Source organism: Natrarchaeobius chitinivorans, from assembly GCF_003841505.1.
Lineage (GTDB): Archaea > Halobacteriota > Halobacteria > Halobacteriales > Natrialbaceae > Natrarchaeobius > Natrarchaeobius chitinivorans.
Window position 1 is genome coordinate 13948 of record NZ_REGA01000004.1, and the last position, 14015, is coordinate 27962.

The 14015-nt window shown below is 59.2% G+C and carries 9 protein-coding genes and 1 pseudogene; 5 read left to right on the forward strand and 5 right to left on the reverse strand.

The window, feature by feature from the left end:
* Nucleotides 1-147: 147 nt before the first annotated feature.
* Nucleotides 148-498, forward strand: a complete 351-nt coding sequence (locus EA473_RS22195; RefSeq protein WP_243645198.1) for a HalOD1 output domain-containing protein — start codon at nucleotides 148-150, stop codon at nucleotides 496-498.
* Nucleotides 499-528: 30 nt separating this feature from the next.
* Here EA473_RS22195 and EA473_RS06080 read toward each other — a convergent pair whose 3' ends face one another.
* The 3 genes from EA473_RS06080 to EA473_RS06090 all read right to left on the reverse strand — a co-directional run bounded on the left by EA473_RS06080 (nucleotide 529) and on the right by EA473_RS06090 (nucleotide 6467).
* Nucleotides 529-1482 carry a tyrosine-type recombinase/integrase gene (locus tag EA473_RS06080; RefSeq protein WP_124194776.1) on the reverse strand — a complete coding sequence of 318 codons (954 nt, stop codon included), beginning with the start codon at nucleotides 1480-1482 and terminating at the stop codon, nucleotides 529-531.
* A gap of 664 nt (nucleotides 1483-2146) precedes the next feature.
* Nucleotides 2147-5353 (reverse strand): PAS domain S-box protein, encoded by a 3207-nt coding sequence (locus EA473_RS06085; protein WP_124194777.1) that lies wholly within the window; start codon nucleotides 5351-5353, stop codon nucleotides 2147-2149.
* 631 nt (nucleotides 5354-5984) lie between these two features.
* Nucleotides 5985-6467 carry an Lrp/AsnC family transcriptional regulator gene (locus tag EA473_RS06090; RefSeq protein ID WP_124194778.1) on the reverse strand — a complete coding sequence of 161 codons (483 nt, stop codon included), beginning with the start codon at nucleotides 6465-6467 and terminating at the stop codon, nucleotides 5985-5987.
* On the opposite strand from EA473_RS06090, the gene EA473_RS23205 reads away from it, so the two are divergent.
* Together EA473_RS23205 and EA473_RS23365 are read left to right on the forward strand one after the other, a co-directional pair.
* Nucleotides 6432-6995 (forward strand): HalOD1 output domain-containing protein, encoded by a 564-nt coding sequence (locus tag EA473_RS23205; RefSeq protein WP_394341300.1) that lies wholly within the window; start codon nucleotides 6432-6434, stop codon nucleotides 6993-6995. The two genes, EA473_RS06090 and EA473_RS23205, sit on opposite strands and share 36 nt — an antisense overlap.
* On the forward strand, nucleotides 6988-7149 hold the full coding sequence (locus EA473_RS23365; protein WP_449289212.1) for a DUF7576 family protein: 162 nt from the start codon (nucleotides 6988-6990) through the stop codon (nucleotides 7147-7149). The genes EA473_RS23205 and EA473_RS23365 overlap by 8 nt, the downstream gene beginning before the upstream one ends.
* Here EA473_RS23365 and EA473_RS23210 read toward each other — a convergent pair.
* Nucleotides 7104-7444, reverse strand: a pseudogene (locus EA473_RS23210) (hypothetical protein); the annotation flags it as partial. The gene EA473_RS23365 and the pseudogene EA473_RS23210 sit on opposite strands and share 46 nt — an antisense overlap.
* Before the next feature lie 640 nt (nucleotides 7445-8084).
* On the opposite strand from EA473_RS23210, the gene EA473_RS06095 reads away from it, so the two are divergent.
* Complete coding sequence (locus EA473_RS06095) at nucleotides 8085-10958, forward strand: PAS domain-containing sensor histidine kinase (RefSeq protein ID WP_124194779.1); 2874 nt, start codon at nucleotides 8085-8087, stop codon at nucleotides 10956-10958.
* 506 nt (nucleotides 10959-11464) lie between these two features.
* Nucleotides 11465-12556 (forward strand): lysylphosphatidylglycerol synthase transmembrane domain-containing protein, encoded by a 1092-nt coding sequence (locus EA473_RS06100; protein ID WP_165875213.1) that lies wholly within the window; start codon nucleotides 11465-11467, stop codon nucleotides 12554-12556.
* 439 nt (nucleotides 12557-12995) lie between these two features.
* On the opposite strand, the gene EA473_RS06105 is transcribed toward EA473_RS06100, so the two are convergent.
* Entirely contained in the window at nucleotides 12996-14006 is a 1011-nt protein-coding gene (locus EA473_RS06105) for a phosphatase PAP2 family protein (RefSeq protein ID WP_124194781.1), read from the reverse strand.
* Nucleotides 14007-14015: the final 9 nt, after the last annotated feature.

The window sequence follows — 14015 nt, forward strand, 5'->3', positions numbered from 1 at the left end:
AAAGTGCGCCAGCGCAGGGGAGCGCAGCTTGCAGGCCCGCTCTCCCCTGTGCTGCCGGCTCCCGTATGGGAGCGATCGATGATTGTGAGTCGAGCGATATAGATGTGCTGTTGAGCGCTCCCGGCCGGACCCCCCAAGGGTCTAACAATGAGTATCTCAACAACAATAATTCAACGCATCGCAGAGAAGGAAGGCACAGATGTTGAAGAACTACCCCCGCTGGCGGAGACGATCGATCCTGATGCCCTCGATGCAGTCGCAGACACGGCCGAAGTCATCGAATTCGCATATTTCGATTACTGGATTGAAATCCACGGGAGTACAATGGATATCCACGACATGGACGATCCCACGGACAAGCCGTTAACCGGTTTAGCTCGGGTTGCGCGCGATACCCCCGAGGAACCCGAGAAACAAATCGGTGAGGGCCGCACTGACGAGGAACTTGATGCAGAACTCGAAGAGTTGGAAGACGATATGGGGGATTTCCACTCCTGAAAACACGCGAAACCGTTACCCTGAGTGAACTTACAGGTCGAACGCGTCGCGCCGCAACTCTCTCTTATCCGACTCACTGCGGATGTCGTAATGTTTGTCCATCGTATCAGTCGATACATCGAACCGCTGAGCCAGTAAATCCGGGCTTTGCCCGTCATCGAGCCACGCCGAGATCGAGGATCGACGGATATCGTGCGGGGACACTGACCGATCGCACATCGAGGATCGGTCCGAGCAGTCACAACTGCCGGTGAGCCCGCCGCAGTCAGTCAAACTGTAGACGGTCCGTCGAACTGAAGTCCGCGAGTACCGCCCGCTGTCTGACGTTATGAGCGGTTCACGCCCGTACTCACAGACGGTATCGATGCGCCGATCCGCGAGATAGTCATCGATGACCTGGGCGACCCAGCCGTGCAGATTTACTTCCCTCTCTGACCCCGCGCCGTTCTTGAGGGGGGTTCCGGTCTCCGGGCGATCGACGAGGTCGATAAACCGGTCCCGGGGGTGTACGTCCCGGCGGGCATCGAGCGCTCGGAGTGCTCCGATCCGAAGCCCCGCGGTCCACAACAGGCTAAGGATCACGTGTTCGCGCGACGCGTACTGGTATGTGTCGAGTTGGTCGAGGAGACCGGCGACGCGGTCCGGGTCGATCGACCGGTCCCGAGCGCTTCCGTCCCTCTTCGGCAACACGATCGACTCTGGTAACTCTTCACCGACCCACCCCATTCGATGTGCAAACCTCAGAAACAGGCGGAGGACTGACAGTTGGTTGTACATCGTATTCGAGTTGAGATCGTTCGACCGGTAGCGTCGGAACCGCATAACGTCGATCGGATCGAGTGACGCGACGCCGTCGAGTTCCTCGCCCCGAGTCCACCCGTGGAACTGTTTGAGTTGGTAGCGATGGTTCTGTACTGACGAGTCACTGAGTTCGCTCTCACGTGTTGTGAGGTAGCTCTCAATAGCTTCTGGCACTGATGGCATGGTTGTGTCTGCCCGCGGCGAGGGGAGCGGTCACGACCGCCCTGCGGGTTTAGCCCGAGTCCGCTACCGTATACCTCCTTGATGGAAGTCGGCAGTGAGTCGAGCGAAGCGAGACGAACGTTAAAAAGACTGACACGCGGCTTGTGTCAGTCTTTTTAGCAGTTCAAATCTGCCCCAACCCACTACTTTGCACACGGTCTTGAAGGTCCACGGTTCTCACTCTGAGCCTACTGAATCGGTGTTTTTCGAACCCAGTTAGTGAAGACCGATTTTGAATTCGGTAACGAACATAGCGAATCTGTCCCGCACCCCAGACCCGTCTGTGAATTACAGTAGTCGTTTTCCGTCATCGCACTTCGACTCGAGAATCAACGGGCAGCACTGGTGGTGGGCCGCTTGGTACGGATTACTGTACTGATGTACCGCCACACCCGCTGGCCGGGTCGCGAGTGCGCCGGCGATGACGTACAGTAACCGTTTGAGTGCGAGCGGGAAGAATCGTTTCAGCGATTGCTATCGACGCTCTCGAGAATCGGACCATCGAGGCCCTCTACGACCTCGAGCCACTGATTCTGGGACATCGTATCACGGGTGATTCCGCACGAAGGTATTTTTTCCTCCGCGATGGGGACCTTGGACAAACGGAGATGCGGGTGGGGGGTGATTAGCTCTCGCCGGCCGGTACACCGGAGAGCGTGAACGAAAACGTCGTTTCACTTCCGGGTTCCGACTCGACCCAGATGTCGCCGTCGTGACGCTCGACGATGCGCTGGCAGATCGCAAGCCCGATCCCGGTGCCGGTGTCCTCTTCTCTGGAATGCCCCTGATTGAACACGTCGAAAATTCGTTCCTGGTCCTCCGGCGCGATCCCGATCCCTTTGTCCGTCACGGAAATGAGCCACTTCGGACCGGCGCGTTCGGCCGAGACGTGAACGCGGGGTGGTTCGTCACCGGAATACGAGAGGGCGTTCGCGATCAAATTCTGGAACACCTGACGGAGTTGGTCGGGATCGGCCTGGACACTCGGCAACGACTCGACCGTTATCTCGGCATCGGTCTCGGCAATCTTCACTTCGAGGTCGGCGATCGCGTCTTCGACGGCTTCCTCGGCATCGATCGGTTCGAGCGGGTCGCCCTGGGTATCGACTCGCGAGTACGTCAGCAACCCCTGTACCATGTTCCGCATACGGTCGGCTCCGTCTACTGCGAACTCGAGGAACTCCTGACCATCCTCGTCGAGTTCGTCACCGTACCGCTGGTCGATCAGCTGGAGGTAACTCGAGACCATCCGGAGTGGTTCCTGGAGGTCGTGAGAGGCGGCGTAGGCGAACTGTTCGAGCCGCTCGTTCGACTCTTCCAGGCGTTCGATCGTCGCCTCGAGTTCGGTCTGATACTCGGTGCGCTCGATCGCTTCCGCGAGAATGTTGGCGACGCTCTGGACGAAGTTGACGTCCTCTTCGGTGAACTCCCGGTTGTCGACGTCGTGCAATCCGAGAATACCCCACGGCTCGTCGTCCGGTCCGATGATGGTGCTGATGGCGCTCCGGACGTCGTGGCTCGCCAACAATTCGGAGCCGCTAAATCGGGTCTCTGTATCGAAGTCGTCAACGACAACCGGCTCCTCGGAAATTAGGGTGTATCCCGCCTGAGAGTCGTCGGTCGCTGCGACCGTCGCTTCCCCGATCGTCCCGTCTCGCCAGCCGACGCCCTGGCGGAACGACAGTTCGTCCGCTTGCTGATCGAGATCGAGAACCGTGCAGTACTCGATGTCGAGGACGTCCGCGATGCGCCGCGAGGCTGCGGCCATGAGTTCGTCCAGATCGTCCGTTTTGAGGGCGAGCTGGCCGAGTTGAGCGACCGTTTCTTGCTGTCTCGCCCGTCGCTGGAGTCTCGTCCGGGCTTCCTTTCGCTCCGTAATATCCTTCAGGTAGACGGATTGGCCCGTCTCCGAGGGGTACACTGCAACCTGAAACCAGGCGTCTTTGGGTTCGTAGTACAGTTCGTACTCGATCGTCTCGCCGGTCTCCATCGCCTCTCGATCGAATTCGGCGAACTCCGTGTCGGCCAGTTCGGGAAACACCTCCCAGAGATTCATCCCGACGAGCTCTTTCCGTGGCGTCCCGACGAGGTCAGCCAGCGCGTCGTTGACGTACGTCAACTGCCAGTCGGTATCAACCGCGTAGAAGGCGTCGTCGATTCGCTCGAACATCTCATCGAGTTCCGTTCGCAGATCGTCGCGCTGTCGTTCGAGTCGTTCGGCCTGGATCTTCAGTTGCGTGATGTCCGCGGCAGCGACGACGACGTGGCGGATGTCCTCGTCGTCACCGATCACTGGAGCTGCGTTGATCGACAGCCACCGTGACTGCCCATTCGGAGCGTTGATTCGGATCTCCGCGTTCGTGACCGGCTCGCCCGTTTCGAGTGCTCGACTGGCCGGTCGCTCTTCGGTCGGGAGGAACTCGCCGTTAGAATCGTACATATCGAGTTGGCCGGCGGTGTACGACCCCATGGCTTCCTTCGAAAAGCCCAGTATCTCGGCCATCCGTTGGTTCGCCCGTTCCGTCGAACCGTCGGGATTTACGACCGTAATGCCGATCGGGCTCGTCTCCAGAATCTGCGTGACCAGATCGCGCTCTTCTTGCAAGCGTTGTTCGCGTTCGCGCCGATCGGTCATGTCGCGGGTAACTTTCGCGTACCCCTGTAACGTACCGTCATCGTCGCGGATGGCCGTGATCGTGACGTTCGCCCAGAACCAGGTGCCGTCGTTCCGGACGCGCCACCCCTCGTCCTCGACGTAGTCGGCCTCGGCGGCCTTCCTGAGGTTTTCCTCTGGGACGGTTCCAGCGCGGTCGGCGTCAGTGTAGAACGTCGAGAAGTGCTCGCCGAGGATCTCCTCGCGGTCGTAGCCTTTGATTTTCTTCGCGCCCTCGTTCCAGGAGACGACGTGGCCGTTGGTGTCGAGCCGAAAGATCGCGTACTCCTCGACGGCGTCGACAAGGGAGGCGAACTCCGCTTCGCTTTGCTCGAGTGCGCCCTTCGAACGTTTCCGATCAGTGATGTCGTAGTAGAACTCTACGCGACCGCCAGCGTAGCGACCAGATTCGATGGGCTTGCTCCAGTGTTCCAGCCACCGTTGGGCTCGCCCCGACGCTTCGTCGGCGGTTACGCGACACTCGAACCGTTCGATGTAGCTGTTGTCGTCGTAGGTCGCCTGGACGGTCTCTTCGAACGTTTCAGAATCGGCAATTCGCGTTTTGATGCCGTCGAGTGCACGCCGTTTGTCGCGGCCGATCAAGGCGTCACGGTCGATACCGAAGTACTCCTCGATTGTTTCGTCGGCGAACGCCACGGTAAGCTCGTCGTCGAGGACGAAGACGCCGATATTGGCCTCGTTGAGGACGCTCGTGATCGCCTCGTACGTTTCGCGGGCCGAGGACGTGGGTTCCTGCCGCCTTGCGTGATCGGAGACGTCCCGTACGACGCCGATCGTGCCGTCGAACTCGCCTGCTTCCTCGAGGACGTTGACTCGTAGTTCGCATGGAACGCGGTCCCCGTCGGATCTCTCTACCGTGAGACTGAACGTGGGAACGTCAGTCCCGTCAGTTGCCGGTTGCGTCCGAACTTCGCGTTCGATCCGGTCGATGTCCGCCTCGTTCACGAGAAGAGACACGTGTGAGCCGACGAGTTCTTCGCGCGTATAACCGGTCGTCTCGCAGAGCACGTCGTTGACTGCGACGAACTGTCTGTCGGGATCGAGTTGGTAGAGGCCGTCGTCGATCGTGTTGACGAACGCCTGAAAGCGACGACGAGCGGCGGCATCGTCGCCCTCCTTCCAGAAGCCCGATCCTGGCGACTCCGGCCGATTACTCATGCCTCCGGTGTTGTCGCTAAACGGGATAAACCCTCGGTCATTGCTAATGCATGTCGTCTCAGTGAGTAATTAACCACGACAGCCGACACCCACACACACTGCACGGCATACACCTCGTTGCCTCGTCCGGATTGCTGTCGCGGTTTATAGTAGCCACTGGACGTCACCGCACACCTGATCGCACGACGAGGGCGCGGTTCGGCGCGTACGCGGTTCGGAGCGGACGCGGTTCGGAGCGGACGCGGTTCGGAGCGGACGCGGTTCGGAGCGAGTGAACCGAGCGAGAACCGCGGAACAGCGAACGGGGAGGAACGACCCGTGAGCGAGTGAACCGAGCGAGAACCGCGGAACAGCGAACGGGGAGGAACGACCCGTGAGCGAGTGAACCGAGCGAGAACCGCGGAACAGCGAACGGGGAACGAAGTGACCCGTGAGCTGTGCGATCGGTGTGTCAATCGTTGCAGTTGTTACTATACCGGTGATCGGCGACCCGGCCGAGCAATCACCGGTACCGATCTACATCGGTCCGTATCAGTCCTGATACGGTTCACTGTCGGTCGTTGTCGGTACACCCGCGATCCCGGGGTCGCGGGTGGGCCGGTACATCGGTACAGGAATCCGTATGCGACGCTCACTCTGCTTCGTCGACCAGTTTCATGACTTCGACGTAATCAAGCGGATGCTTGCGTTCGGCGCGAATGAGGTTCTCGTCGTTGATTTCGAGCGCAAGGTCGTCGAGTTCCTCGGCGACAGCGGTGATGTTCTCGTCTTCGGCTCCGACCGCTTTGATGTGGATGTTTTCGTGGCCCGTCATCAACTCCGTCACTTCGACGACTTGCGGGAGGGCCAGCGCCTCTTTGGCGACGGTAGAGCGGTTGCTAATGCGCGCTGTACAGGTGAAGTGGAAAAACAACCGCAGCCCCGTCAGATCGTAATCGACGGCAGTCGTGTACCCGGTGATGAGCCCGTCCTCTTCCAGGCGTTCCATTCGGTTGTGGATGGTATTGTCGGAGACACCGATTTCCTCGGCTAAATCGATCGCCCTGTGCCGGGCGTTCTCCTGAAGCAGATTGAGTAAATGCCGGTCTACCTCGTCGAGCTGGTCCGATGTCACAGCCGAACGTCATGGCCGGTACCTTTGATTCTGTCGGTTATCCACGGTTTTCCGACCCTGGCCTCGACATTTCCGGACCAGTATCTACCTACACGGAATTGTCGAATACACCACCCCCATTGCTTAAATGGCGGGTTAATTGTTGTGGACAATTGCAGAGTGTTTGTTTTCCAGTTCGATATTCTACTCCCTATAATCAATTGTGGGAAAACTCCATGCCAATTACGTGGGGTTTTTATACACGGATGGTCACGATCCGGTGTGAAAAACGCACTCCACAGGTCGACCTTCGTATCCACTCGACACGACCTCGAGCGGATAATCGAGGCTCTCGTCAGCGCCGTCGCTGATATCGAAGGGGTGTCGGTATACGAGTTACAGCCGTTGTACACAGCGATCGACCCAGATTCCCTGTGTTTACTCGTTCGGGATTGGACGAGCGAACTGACGATCGAATTCCAGTACTGTGGCTATCAAGTCCGCGTATCCACCGGTGATCAGACTACTGTAGAGGTCGTGGATGGCTAATCACGGGAACGAGTTTTGGAAATATTGTGCCCATTGCGGCGCAGAACTCGATCTTACTGACTGGCCCCCGGTAGTCGAAACGACAATCGACGACGGGCAAATGCTCGTTCACTCGTTTTGCGATTCCGACTGTAAGGCAGCGTGGATGCCATAGATTGACGTCCACCCCGCGTTAACGCGCGAAGATTCCTCCGTTGGGAGTTCGGGCGATGCCGATTTGGTTCGAGAGAGGGATGCTCTCTCGTCATCACGAGACGGCAAGCCGCCTCGAACGACCACGGAGGCAACTTGCGGATTAGTGCGCACTTCTCTGGGACTTTCGTGGGGTGTGGTTTCCCCGACCACTCGTGGTCGTCCCACTGGAACCGTGCTCGAAAACGCTGCGTGTTTTCGGCATCCCGGAAATCTTTGGTTTCCGAGGACACGAGCCGTGCCATCGGCCTGATTTCGTAAAACACGTCCCGTTCAGGAGAGCCAGCCAGTCCCCGATCGCGGCACTAATTTCGATTTTCCACAACTAAGGGGGATAAAACAGAAGATAGTGGAAATTATTTTGGTAGAGTTCTTATACGGAGTACAGAAATCCATTTGTGCCTCCGTCCGAAGAGGAGGGTATGAATAACCCTCCGACAGGAAAAAACATCAACTGTTCTGAATGTGACGACGTGGCTACTGCAATAGTCCCACAGGCCAGTAAGATTGTCACACAGGAAGAGGATGCTAACGGAAAGGTATGGGCCAATTGTCGATACTGCGGGAATCAGTTCCTCGTCTACTATCAACTCGAGTGACGGAGAAGTATATGTGGCCACTGCACGTCATGTCACACCTGATCGCCAGACGTCTCGACGATCGGTGTGTAAATCGTTGCAGTTGTTACTATACTCAGTTCGATCAGTTCGTCGGTAGGCCAGCGCGTTCAGACTCGGTGTAACGATCTCCCTGACTCGAGTAAATATTCCACACGAACACCCCCAACAGCGGGGGGCTTATCTGTCGGTACCGTGAGTATCTGAAGTAGTGACCGGCACACCGTTGACGGACGTCCTTCGAGAAACCCTTGCTCTCTTCGAGGAGGGAAGAGCGCCCATGACGACAACCGAGGTAGCCGAACAGATCAACCTCGGCCGTCGAAGCACCTACGAACGCCTGGAACGTCTCGTCGATCACGGTCGGCTCGAAACCAAGAAAGTCGGTGGCAATGGACGCGTCTGGTGGCAGCCAGTCGCGGAGCAACGGCAGGCCACGACGGAACCGAACACCTCTGACGACCAGTTCCAGTCGCTTATCGACGCGACTGAAGAGTACGCTATTTTCATGCTCGATCCCGAGGGGCATGTACAGACGTGGAACTCTGGTGCCGAACAGATCAAGGGATACGCTGCCGACGAGATCGTTGGAAAACACTTCTCGACGTTCTATACTGACGACGATCGCGCGGCTGGCAACCCAGAAGCGAACCTTAGAGAAGCTGCCCAACACGGGGCGGTCGAAGACGAAGGATGGCGGGTCAGAGCCGATGGATCGACGTTCTGGGCAACCGTAACGATCTCCGCGATCCGGGACGACGCCGGCACGCTCGAGGGGTATACGAAAGTCACCCGGGACATGACCGACCAGCGGGAGTACGAACGTCGCCTTGAGGCGCAAACGGAACGGCTGAAACGCCAGCGCGACGAACTCGAAACCGAACTCGACGACATCTTCGAGCGCATCTCGGACGGCTTCTACGCCCTCGACGACGATCTCCGGTTCAGGTACCTGAACGAGCAGGCAATGGAAACGCTGGGAGTAGACGAATCCGCCGTCAGTGCGGATATCCGCGACGAAGTCTTCCTCACTGACCCGTTCGAAGACGCACTGCACGAAGCCCTCGAAACCCAGGAGCCCGTACTGTTCGAGGATTACTACGAGCCGGCAAACGGGTGGTTCTACAACGCTATCTATCCATCAGAGACGGGGTTGTCGGTCTATTTCCGCGAAATCACCCAGGAGGTCCAACGCGAGCGGGAACTCACACGGTTCAAGCGTGCGGTCGAGGCCACCGGTCACGCGATCTACATGACCGATCCCGAGGGCGAGATCACCTACGTCAACCCGGCGTTCGAAGAGATCACCGGATACACGGCCGAGGAGGCGGTGGGAGAGACACCGAGCATCCTCCAGTCGGGAAAACACACCGACGACTACTACGAAACGCTCTGGGAGACGGTTGGTTCCGGCGACGTGTGGGAAGAAGAGATCGTCGACCGGCGACAGGACGGTGCGTTGTACTACGCCGAGCAGACGATCGCTCCGGTGACCGATGACAACGGTGAGATCGACCGCTTCGTCGCCGTTCAAAACGATATCACGGAGCGAAAAGAGCGCAAACGTCAGCTCTCGACGCTGATCGACAACGTTCCCGGGATGGTGTATCGGTGTCGCAACGAGCCGAACTGGCCGATGGAGTTCGTCAGCGACGCCTGTCGGGATATAACCGGCTACAAAGCCGAAACGATCGAATCCGGTGACGTCTCGTGGGGCAAGGATGTGATGATCCAGGAGAATCACGAGCGGTTGACGGAGGACATTCAGGAGGCTGTCGCCAACGGAGAATCGTTCTCTGTGACCTACCAGATCAAGACCGCTGACGACGAAGTTCGGTGGGTCAGGAGCTCCGGACGTGGTGTCTTCGATGACGAGGCCAACTTCGTCGATATTGAAGGGATCATCGCCGACATTACCGAGCAAAAAGAGCGCGAACGTGAACTCGAGCGCCGTGCCAACCAGCAACAGATCGTGGCCGATCTCGGGCAATTCGCGCTCGAAACTGACGACCTGGACGAGCTCATGGACCGAGCCTCGTGTCAGGTAGCAGACGTCCTCGAGAACGAGTATTGTAAAGTACTCGACCTCGATCCAGCCGCCGAGGAACTCCTGCTCCGTCAGGGCGTCGGCTGGCACGACGGGATCGTCGGCGAGGCAACCGTCTCCTCGATCGAAGCGGACTCCCAGGCCGCGTACACGCTGGCGAACGATCACCCGATCGTCGTCGAAAACCTCGAGACGGAAACCCGGTTTAGCGGCCCCGAGTTGTTGACGAGCCACGACGTCCGGAGCGGCATTAGCACCATCATCGGACCGTTCGACGAGCCGTGGGGTATCCTCGGAACCCACGACACTGAGCGCCGGGAGTACTCCGAGGAGGACGTGAGTTTCGTCCAGAGTATTGCGAACATTCTCGCGGAGGCGATCGAACGCCATCAGTACCAGCAGCGACTCGAACAGTTAGTCGACGACCTGGAGGCGTCGAACGAGCGGCTCGAACAGTTCGCCTACGCCGCCTCTCACGACCTCCAGGAACCACTTCGGATGGTCTCGAGTTACCTGCAACTGCTCGAGCGTCGATACGGTGACGGGTTCGACGAGGACGCCGAGGAGTTCGTTGCGTTTGCCGTCGATGGAGCCGACCGAATGCGTGAGATGATCGATGGGTTGCTCCAGTACTCACGGATCGAGACCGCAGGCGATCCGCTCGAACCGACCGATCTCGATACGATACTCGACGAGGTCATCACGGACCTTCAGTTACGGATCGAAGAAAGTGATGCCGACATTACGTCCGAGTCGCTCCCGCGAGTAGAGGGCGACGCCAGTCAACTCCGACAGGTGTTCCAGAATCTGCTGGACAACGCGATCGAGTACAGCGGGGACGAGCCACCGTGCGTTCACATCTCGGCCGAGAAAGCGAGCGGTGAGTGGATTATCTCGGTACACGACGAGGGAGTCGGTATCGACCCCGGTGACGCCGATCGTGTCTTCGAGGTTTTCAACCGACTGCACACCCGCGAGGAGTACGATGGAACCGGCATCGGACTCGCGCTGTGTGAACGGATCGTCGAACGTCACGGCGGCGAGATCTGGGTCGAGTCTGACCCCGGTGAGGGTGCGACGTTCTCGTTCACGCTAGCCGACGCGTAGCACCTCACTATAGTAGTCACTGGAACTATTGACACACTGATCGCACAGCTCACGGGTCACTTCGTTCCCCGTTCGCTGTTCCGCGGTTCTCGCTCGTTCCACTCGCTCACGGGTCGTTCCTCCCCGTTCGCTGTTCCGCGGTTCTCGCTCGGTTCACTCGCTCCGAACCGCGTCCGCTCCGAACCGCGTACGCGCCGAACCGCGCCCTCGTCGTGCGGTCAGGTGTGCAGTGGCGTCCAGTGGATACTATAGCAAATGCTGTTCCGGATTGTGGGGCACCATTGTTGGGTTCAGTGGTTGTAATCGCACAAATACCGAGTTCGAAAGGAAGTGACACGCCCGTTATTCGAATCCGTTCCGGTCACTAATTTTGCTGCGAATGGCAAGCAAACGACGTCGCCATACTGTTGATAGATCATCGCATTCGAGACAAGATCGCTCGTGCAGGAATTGTCGGCTTACCGGAGACACCCCGGAACACGTGGGGATCATCGTTTTGGGAATCCGTGTCCATTCTCCGGATACCCTTCCGGACCGCCGACGTTCCTGCTCCGGAGATTCACAGCCACGGGAGCGAGATGGATCAGCCCCACCCTATCCGCGTCGTTGCGGCGCTTCTCATTGCGGTCGCCCTACTCGGGGTTTTAGTCGTCGTAACCGGATTGGAAGAAGTTTACAGGACGGCCGCCAAGACGAACCTGACAGTCTACGCCGCCGGTTTTGCGTTAATGACGGGCTGTCTGGTGATACGAGGGCGAATCTGGTTTCGCCTGCTCGACGCCGTCGGATACGACGGGGCGTTTCCGCCGATCCTGGGAGTGTATCTCTTCGCGCGCTTCGCGAAGTACGTCGCTCCGTACGGCCAGTTCGCCGCGCCACCGGGGATCGCATACGTCATCGAACATCGCACGGGAATCGACTACGAGGACGGATTAGCCGCAGTTCTGGCGAGCATCGTCGTCAACTATCTCCCGTACTTTACGTTCGGCAGTGTTGGTTTTCTGTTCCTCCTCGCCGGGTGGACCGTCACCGAAACGATTCTAACGTACCTGGCCGCCTTCTTCGCGGCCACCGGCTCGCTTCTGATCGGCGTCGCCCTGGTGTGGTACCGTCGCGACGCCGTGAAAGCGATAACTGCGGCTGCTCTCTCGCCGATCCATCGTGCGGTCACGATCCTCCGTCCAGCGAGCGCGCGGCTGTTCGATCCCGAACACGTTCTGGATCGGTTCGACGACTTCTACGGAGCGGTGGATCTCATCTCGACGGACCGCACGTCGATCGTAATCGTGCTCGCGTACAGTCACGCGGCGTGGTTTCTCTTTGCGCTCCCGCTTTACGTAACCGCGCTGTCGATCGGCGCGGACGTGTCGCTCACAGTGGTTATTGTCGCGGTCGCGCTCTCGAAGATCGGATTTCTGGTTCCCACCCCAGGCGGACTCGGCGGCGTCGAGGCAGTCGTTGCGGTCGTACTGTCCATCCTCGCGCCCGTCTCCGGTGCGACCGCGATTACCGTCGCCATTCTCTATCGCGTCGTCGCATACTGGTTTCCCGTCGTTATCGGCGGCGTCGCGGGTATCGTCCTGTCGCTGGAGTGGTGACACAGAATCATTCGATCGACGGAGCAGTGCGTGTTCTGATAGCGATTGTCGTAGCCTACCGGGGGTTTCGAAACCGGGCCTTCGGCGCTGTGTCTCGGTTCTTCAGCGGGAAAATATGAACTCCGACGATAATCCCTATGAGACCGAACCGCGGAGGAAGTCCGCAGTTCAAAACTGCTCACTTTCAGCCACACAATGTGACGAGGAACGCTGAGAAGTCGTTACGTCAGATTTGACCGGACGAGTCCCAACCCGGGAAGCGAAGGAAGTGAGCGACCCGGAACGCCTCGGCGAGATTCGCACCTGGTCCAACCCACTACTACCGCTCCGGGCATCGACTGACGAGCGAAGTCGGGTCCCACGGCTTGATTTCGCTCATCAGTTCAGGACTGGGGCGCCACTACTTCCGCCGCGAGGCAACCCTCGAGCGACCGACGGATCAGAACTCGCCCCGGTCGTCCGCACTCGGCTCGTCACCGGCCGCGTCCGGTTCGACGCGGCGACCGCGAAACGGCAGGACAGTCTGGAGTCGTCGGACGGCGTCCGTCTCGTTGAACCGGGCAGCGACGAACGGAACGGCGATCGCACCGCCGAACGCCAGCGCGAACCCGACGGTTTCGATAATCGCTGCGAGACTCACCGAGGTCGTCCCGCCGATCACGAAACCGCCCTCGACGCTGATCAGTAACTCGAGGAGTCTCACGACGATTAAAAGCGGGAGCACGAGCAATCCGAGCACCAGGACGGACGCCCCCAGTGGATCGGCCTCCCGGTCCTCGAGGAGCGGCCAGGTGACGAGCCCGCCGAGCGAGGCCCCGATCGCCATCGTCGTGAACTCTTCGGATCCGAGACCGAATGCGGCGACGGCGATCGCCAGCGAGAGAGCAAACATCGGCGTGATCGATCGTTTCGTGATCCGCAGCGCGATCGCAACGAGCAGGAGTCCCAGTGTCGCACCGATGATGACGTCGCCGAGATAGTGGACGCCGATCACGACCCGTGAGAACGGGATCGTGACGATGAGAAAGGCGGCAACGGCGTACCGTTGCCTGCGCGTCCCCGTATCCATGACGGCGGCAAGCGCTCCGTAAACTGCCGCGGCACCCATGGCGTGAGCGCTCGGCGTACTCCAGCCCGGATACGACGACGGTGCAAACTCGAACGCCGGGTCGGCGACGTACAGCGGCCGGGGAATCTCGAGGATCCCTTTCAGGCCGGCGACGAGGGCGAGCGTCGTCACGGCGACCGCGAGCACCATCGCCCGATCGTGTCGATTCGCTTCCCCCCCGAACCAGTACAATAGGGCGGCGATGGTCACGAGGGTCGCACCGTCCCCGAGGATTGTCAGAATCCCGAAGGCATCGACGACGAATTCGGGGAGGGCCTCGTTGATCGTCCTGTTCAGTTCCGGATCGAACAGCACCGTCGGTAACTCCCGCTCCTCGTTCATCGGGTACCG

Excerpts from the sequence above, each read along its gene's own strand:
- EA473_RS23365 (WP_449289212.1), top strand. The coding sequence starts at position 6,988 with ATGGCTAATCACGGGAACGAGTTTTGGAAATATTGTGCCCATTGCGGC.
- EA473_RS06105 (WP_124194781.1), bottom strand. The coding sequence starts at position 14,006 with ATGAACGAGGAGCGGGAGTTACCGACGGTGCTGTTCGATCCGGAACTG.
- EA473_RS06095 (WP_124194779.1), top strand. The coding sequence starts at position 8,085 with ATGACGACAACCGAGGTAGCCGAACAGATCAACCTCGGCCGTCGAAGC.
- EA473_RS23205 (WP_394341300.1), top strand. The coding sequence starts at position 6,432 with ATGCCGGTCTACCTCGTCGAGCTGGTCCGATGTCACAGCCGAACGTCA.
- EA473_RS06085 (WP_124194777.1), bottom strand. The coding sequence starts at position 5,353 with ATGAGTAATCGGCCGGAGTCGCCAGGATCGGGCTTCTGGAAGGAGGGC.
- EA473_RS22195 (WP_243645198.1), top strand. The coding sequence starts at position 148 with ATGAGTATCTCAACAACAATAATTCAACGCATCGCAGAGAAGGAAGGC.
- EA473_RS06080 (WP_124194776.1), bottom strand. The coding sequence starts at position 1,482 with ATGCCATCAGTGCCAGAAGCTATTGAGAGCTACCTCACAACACGTGAG.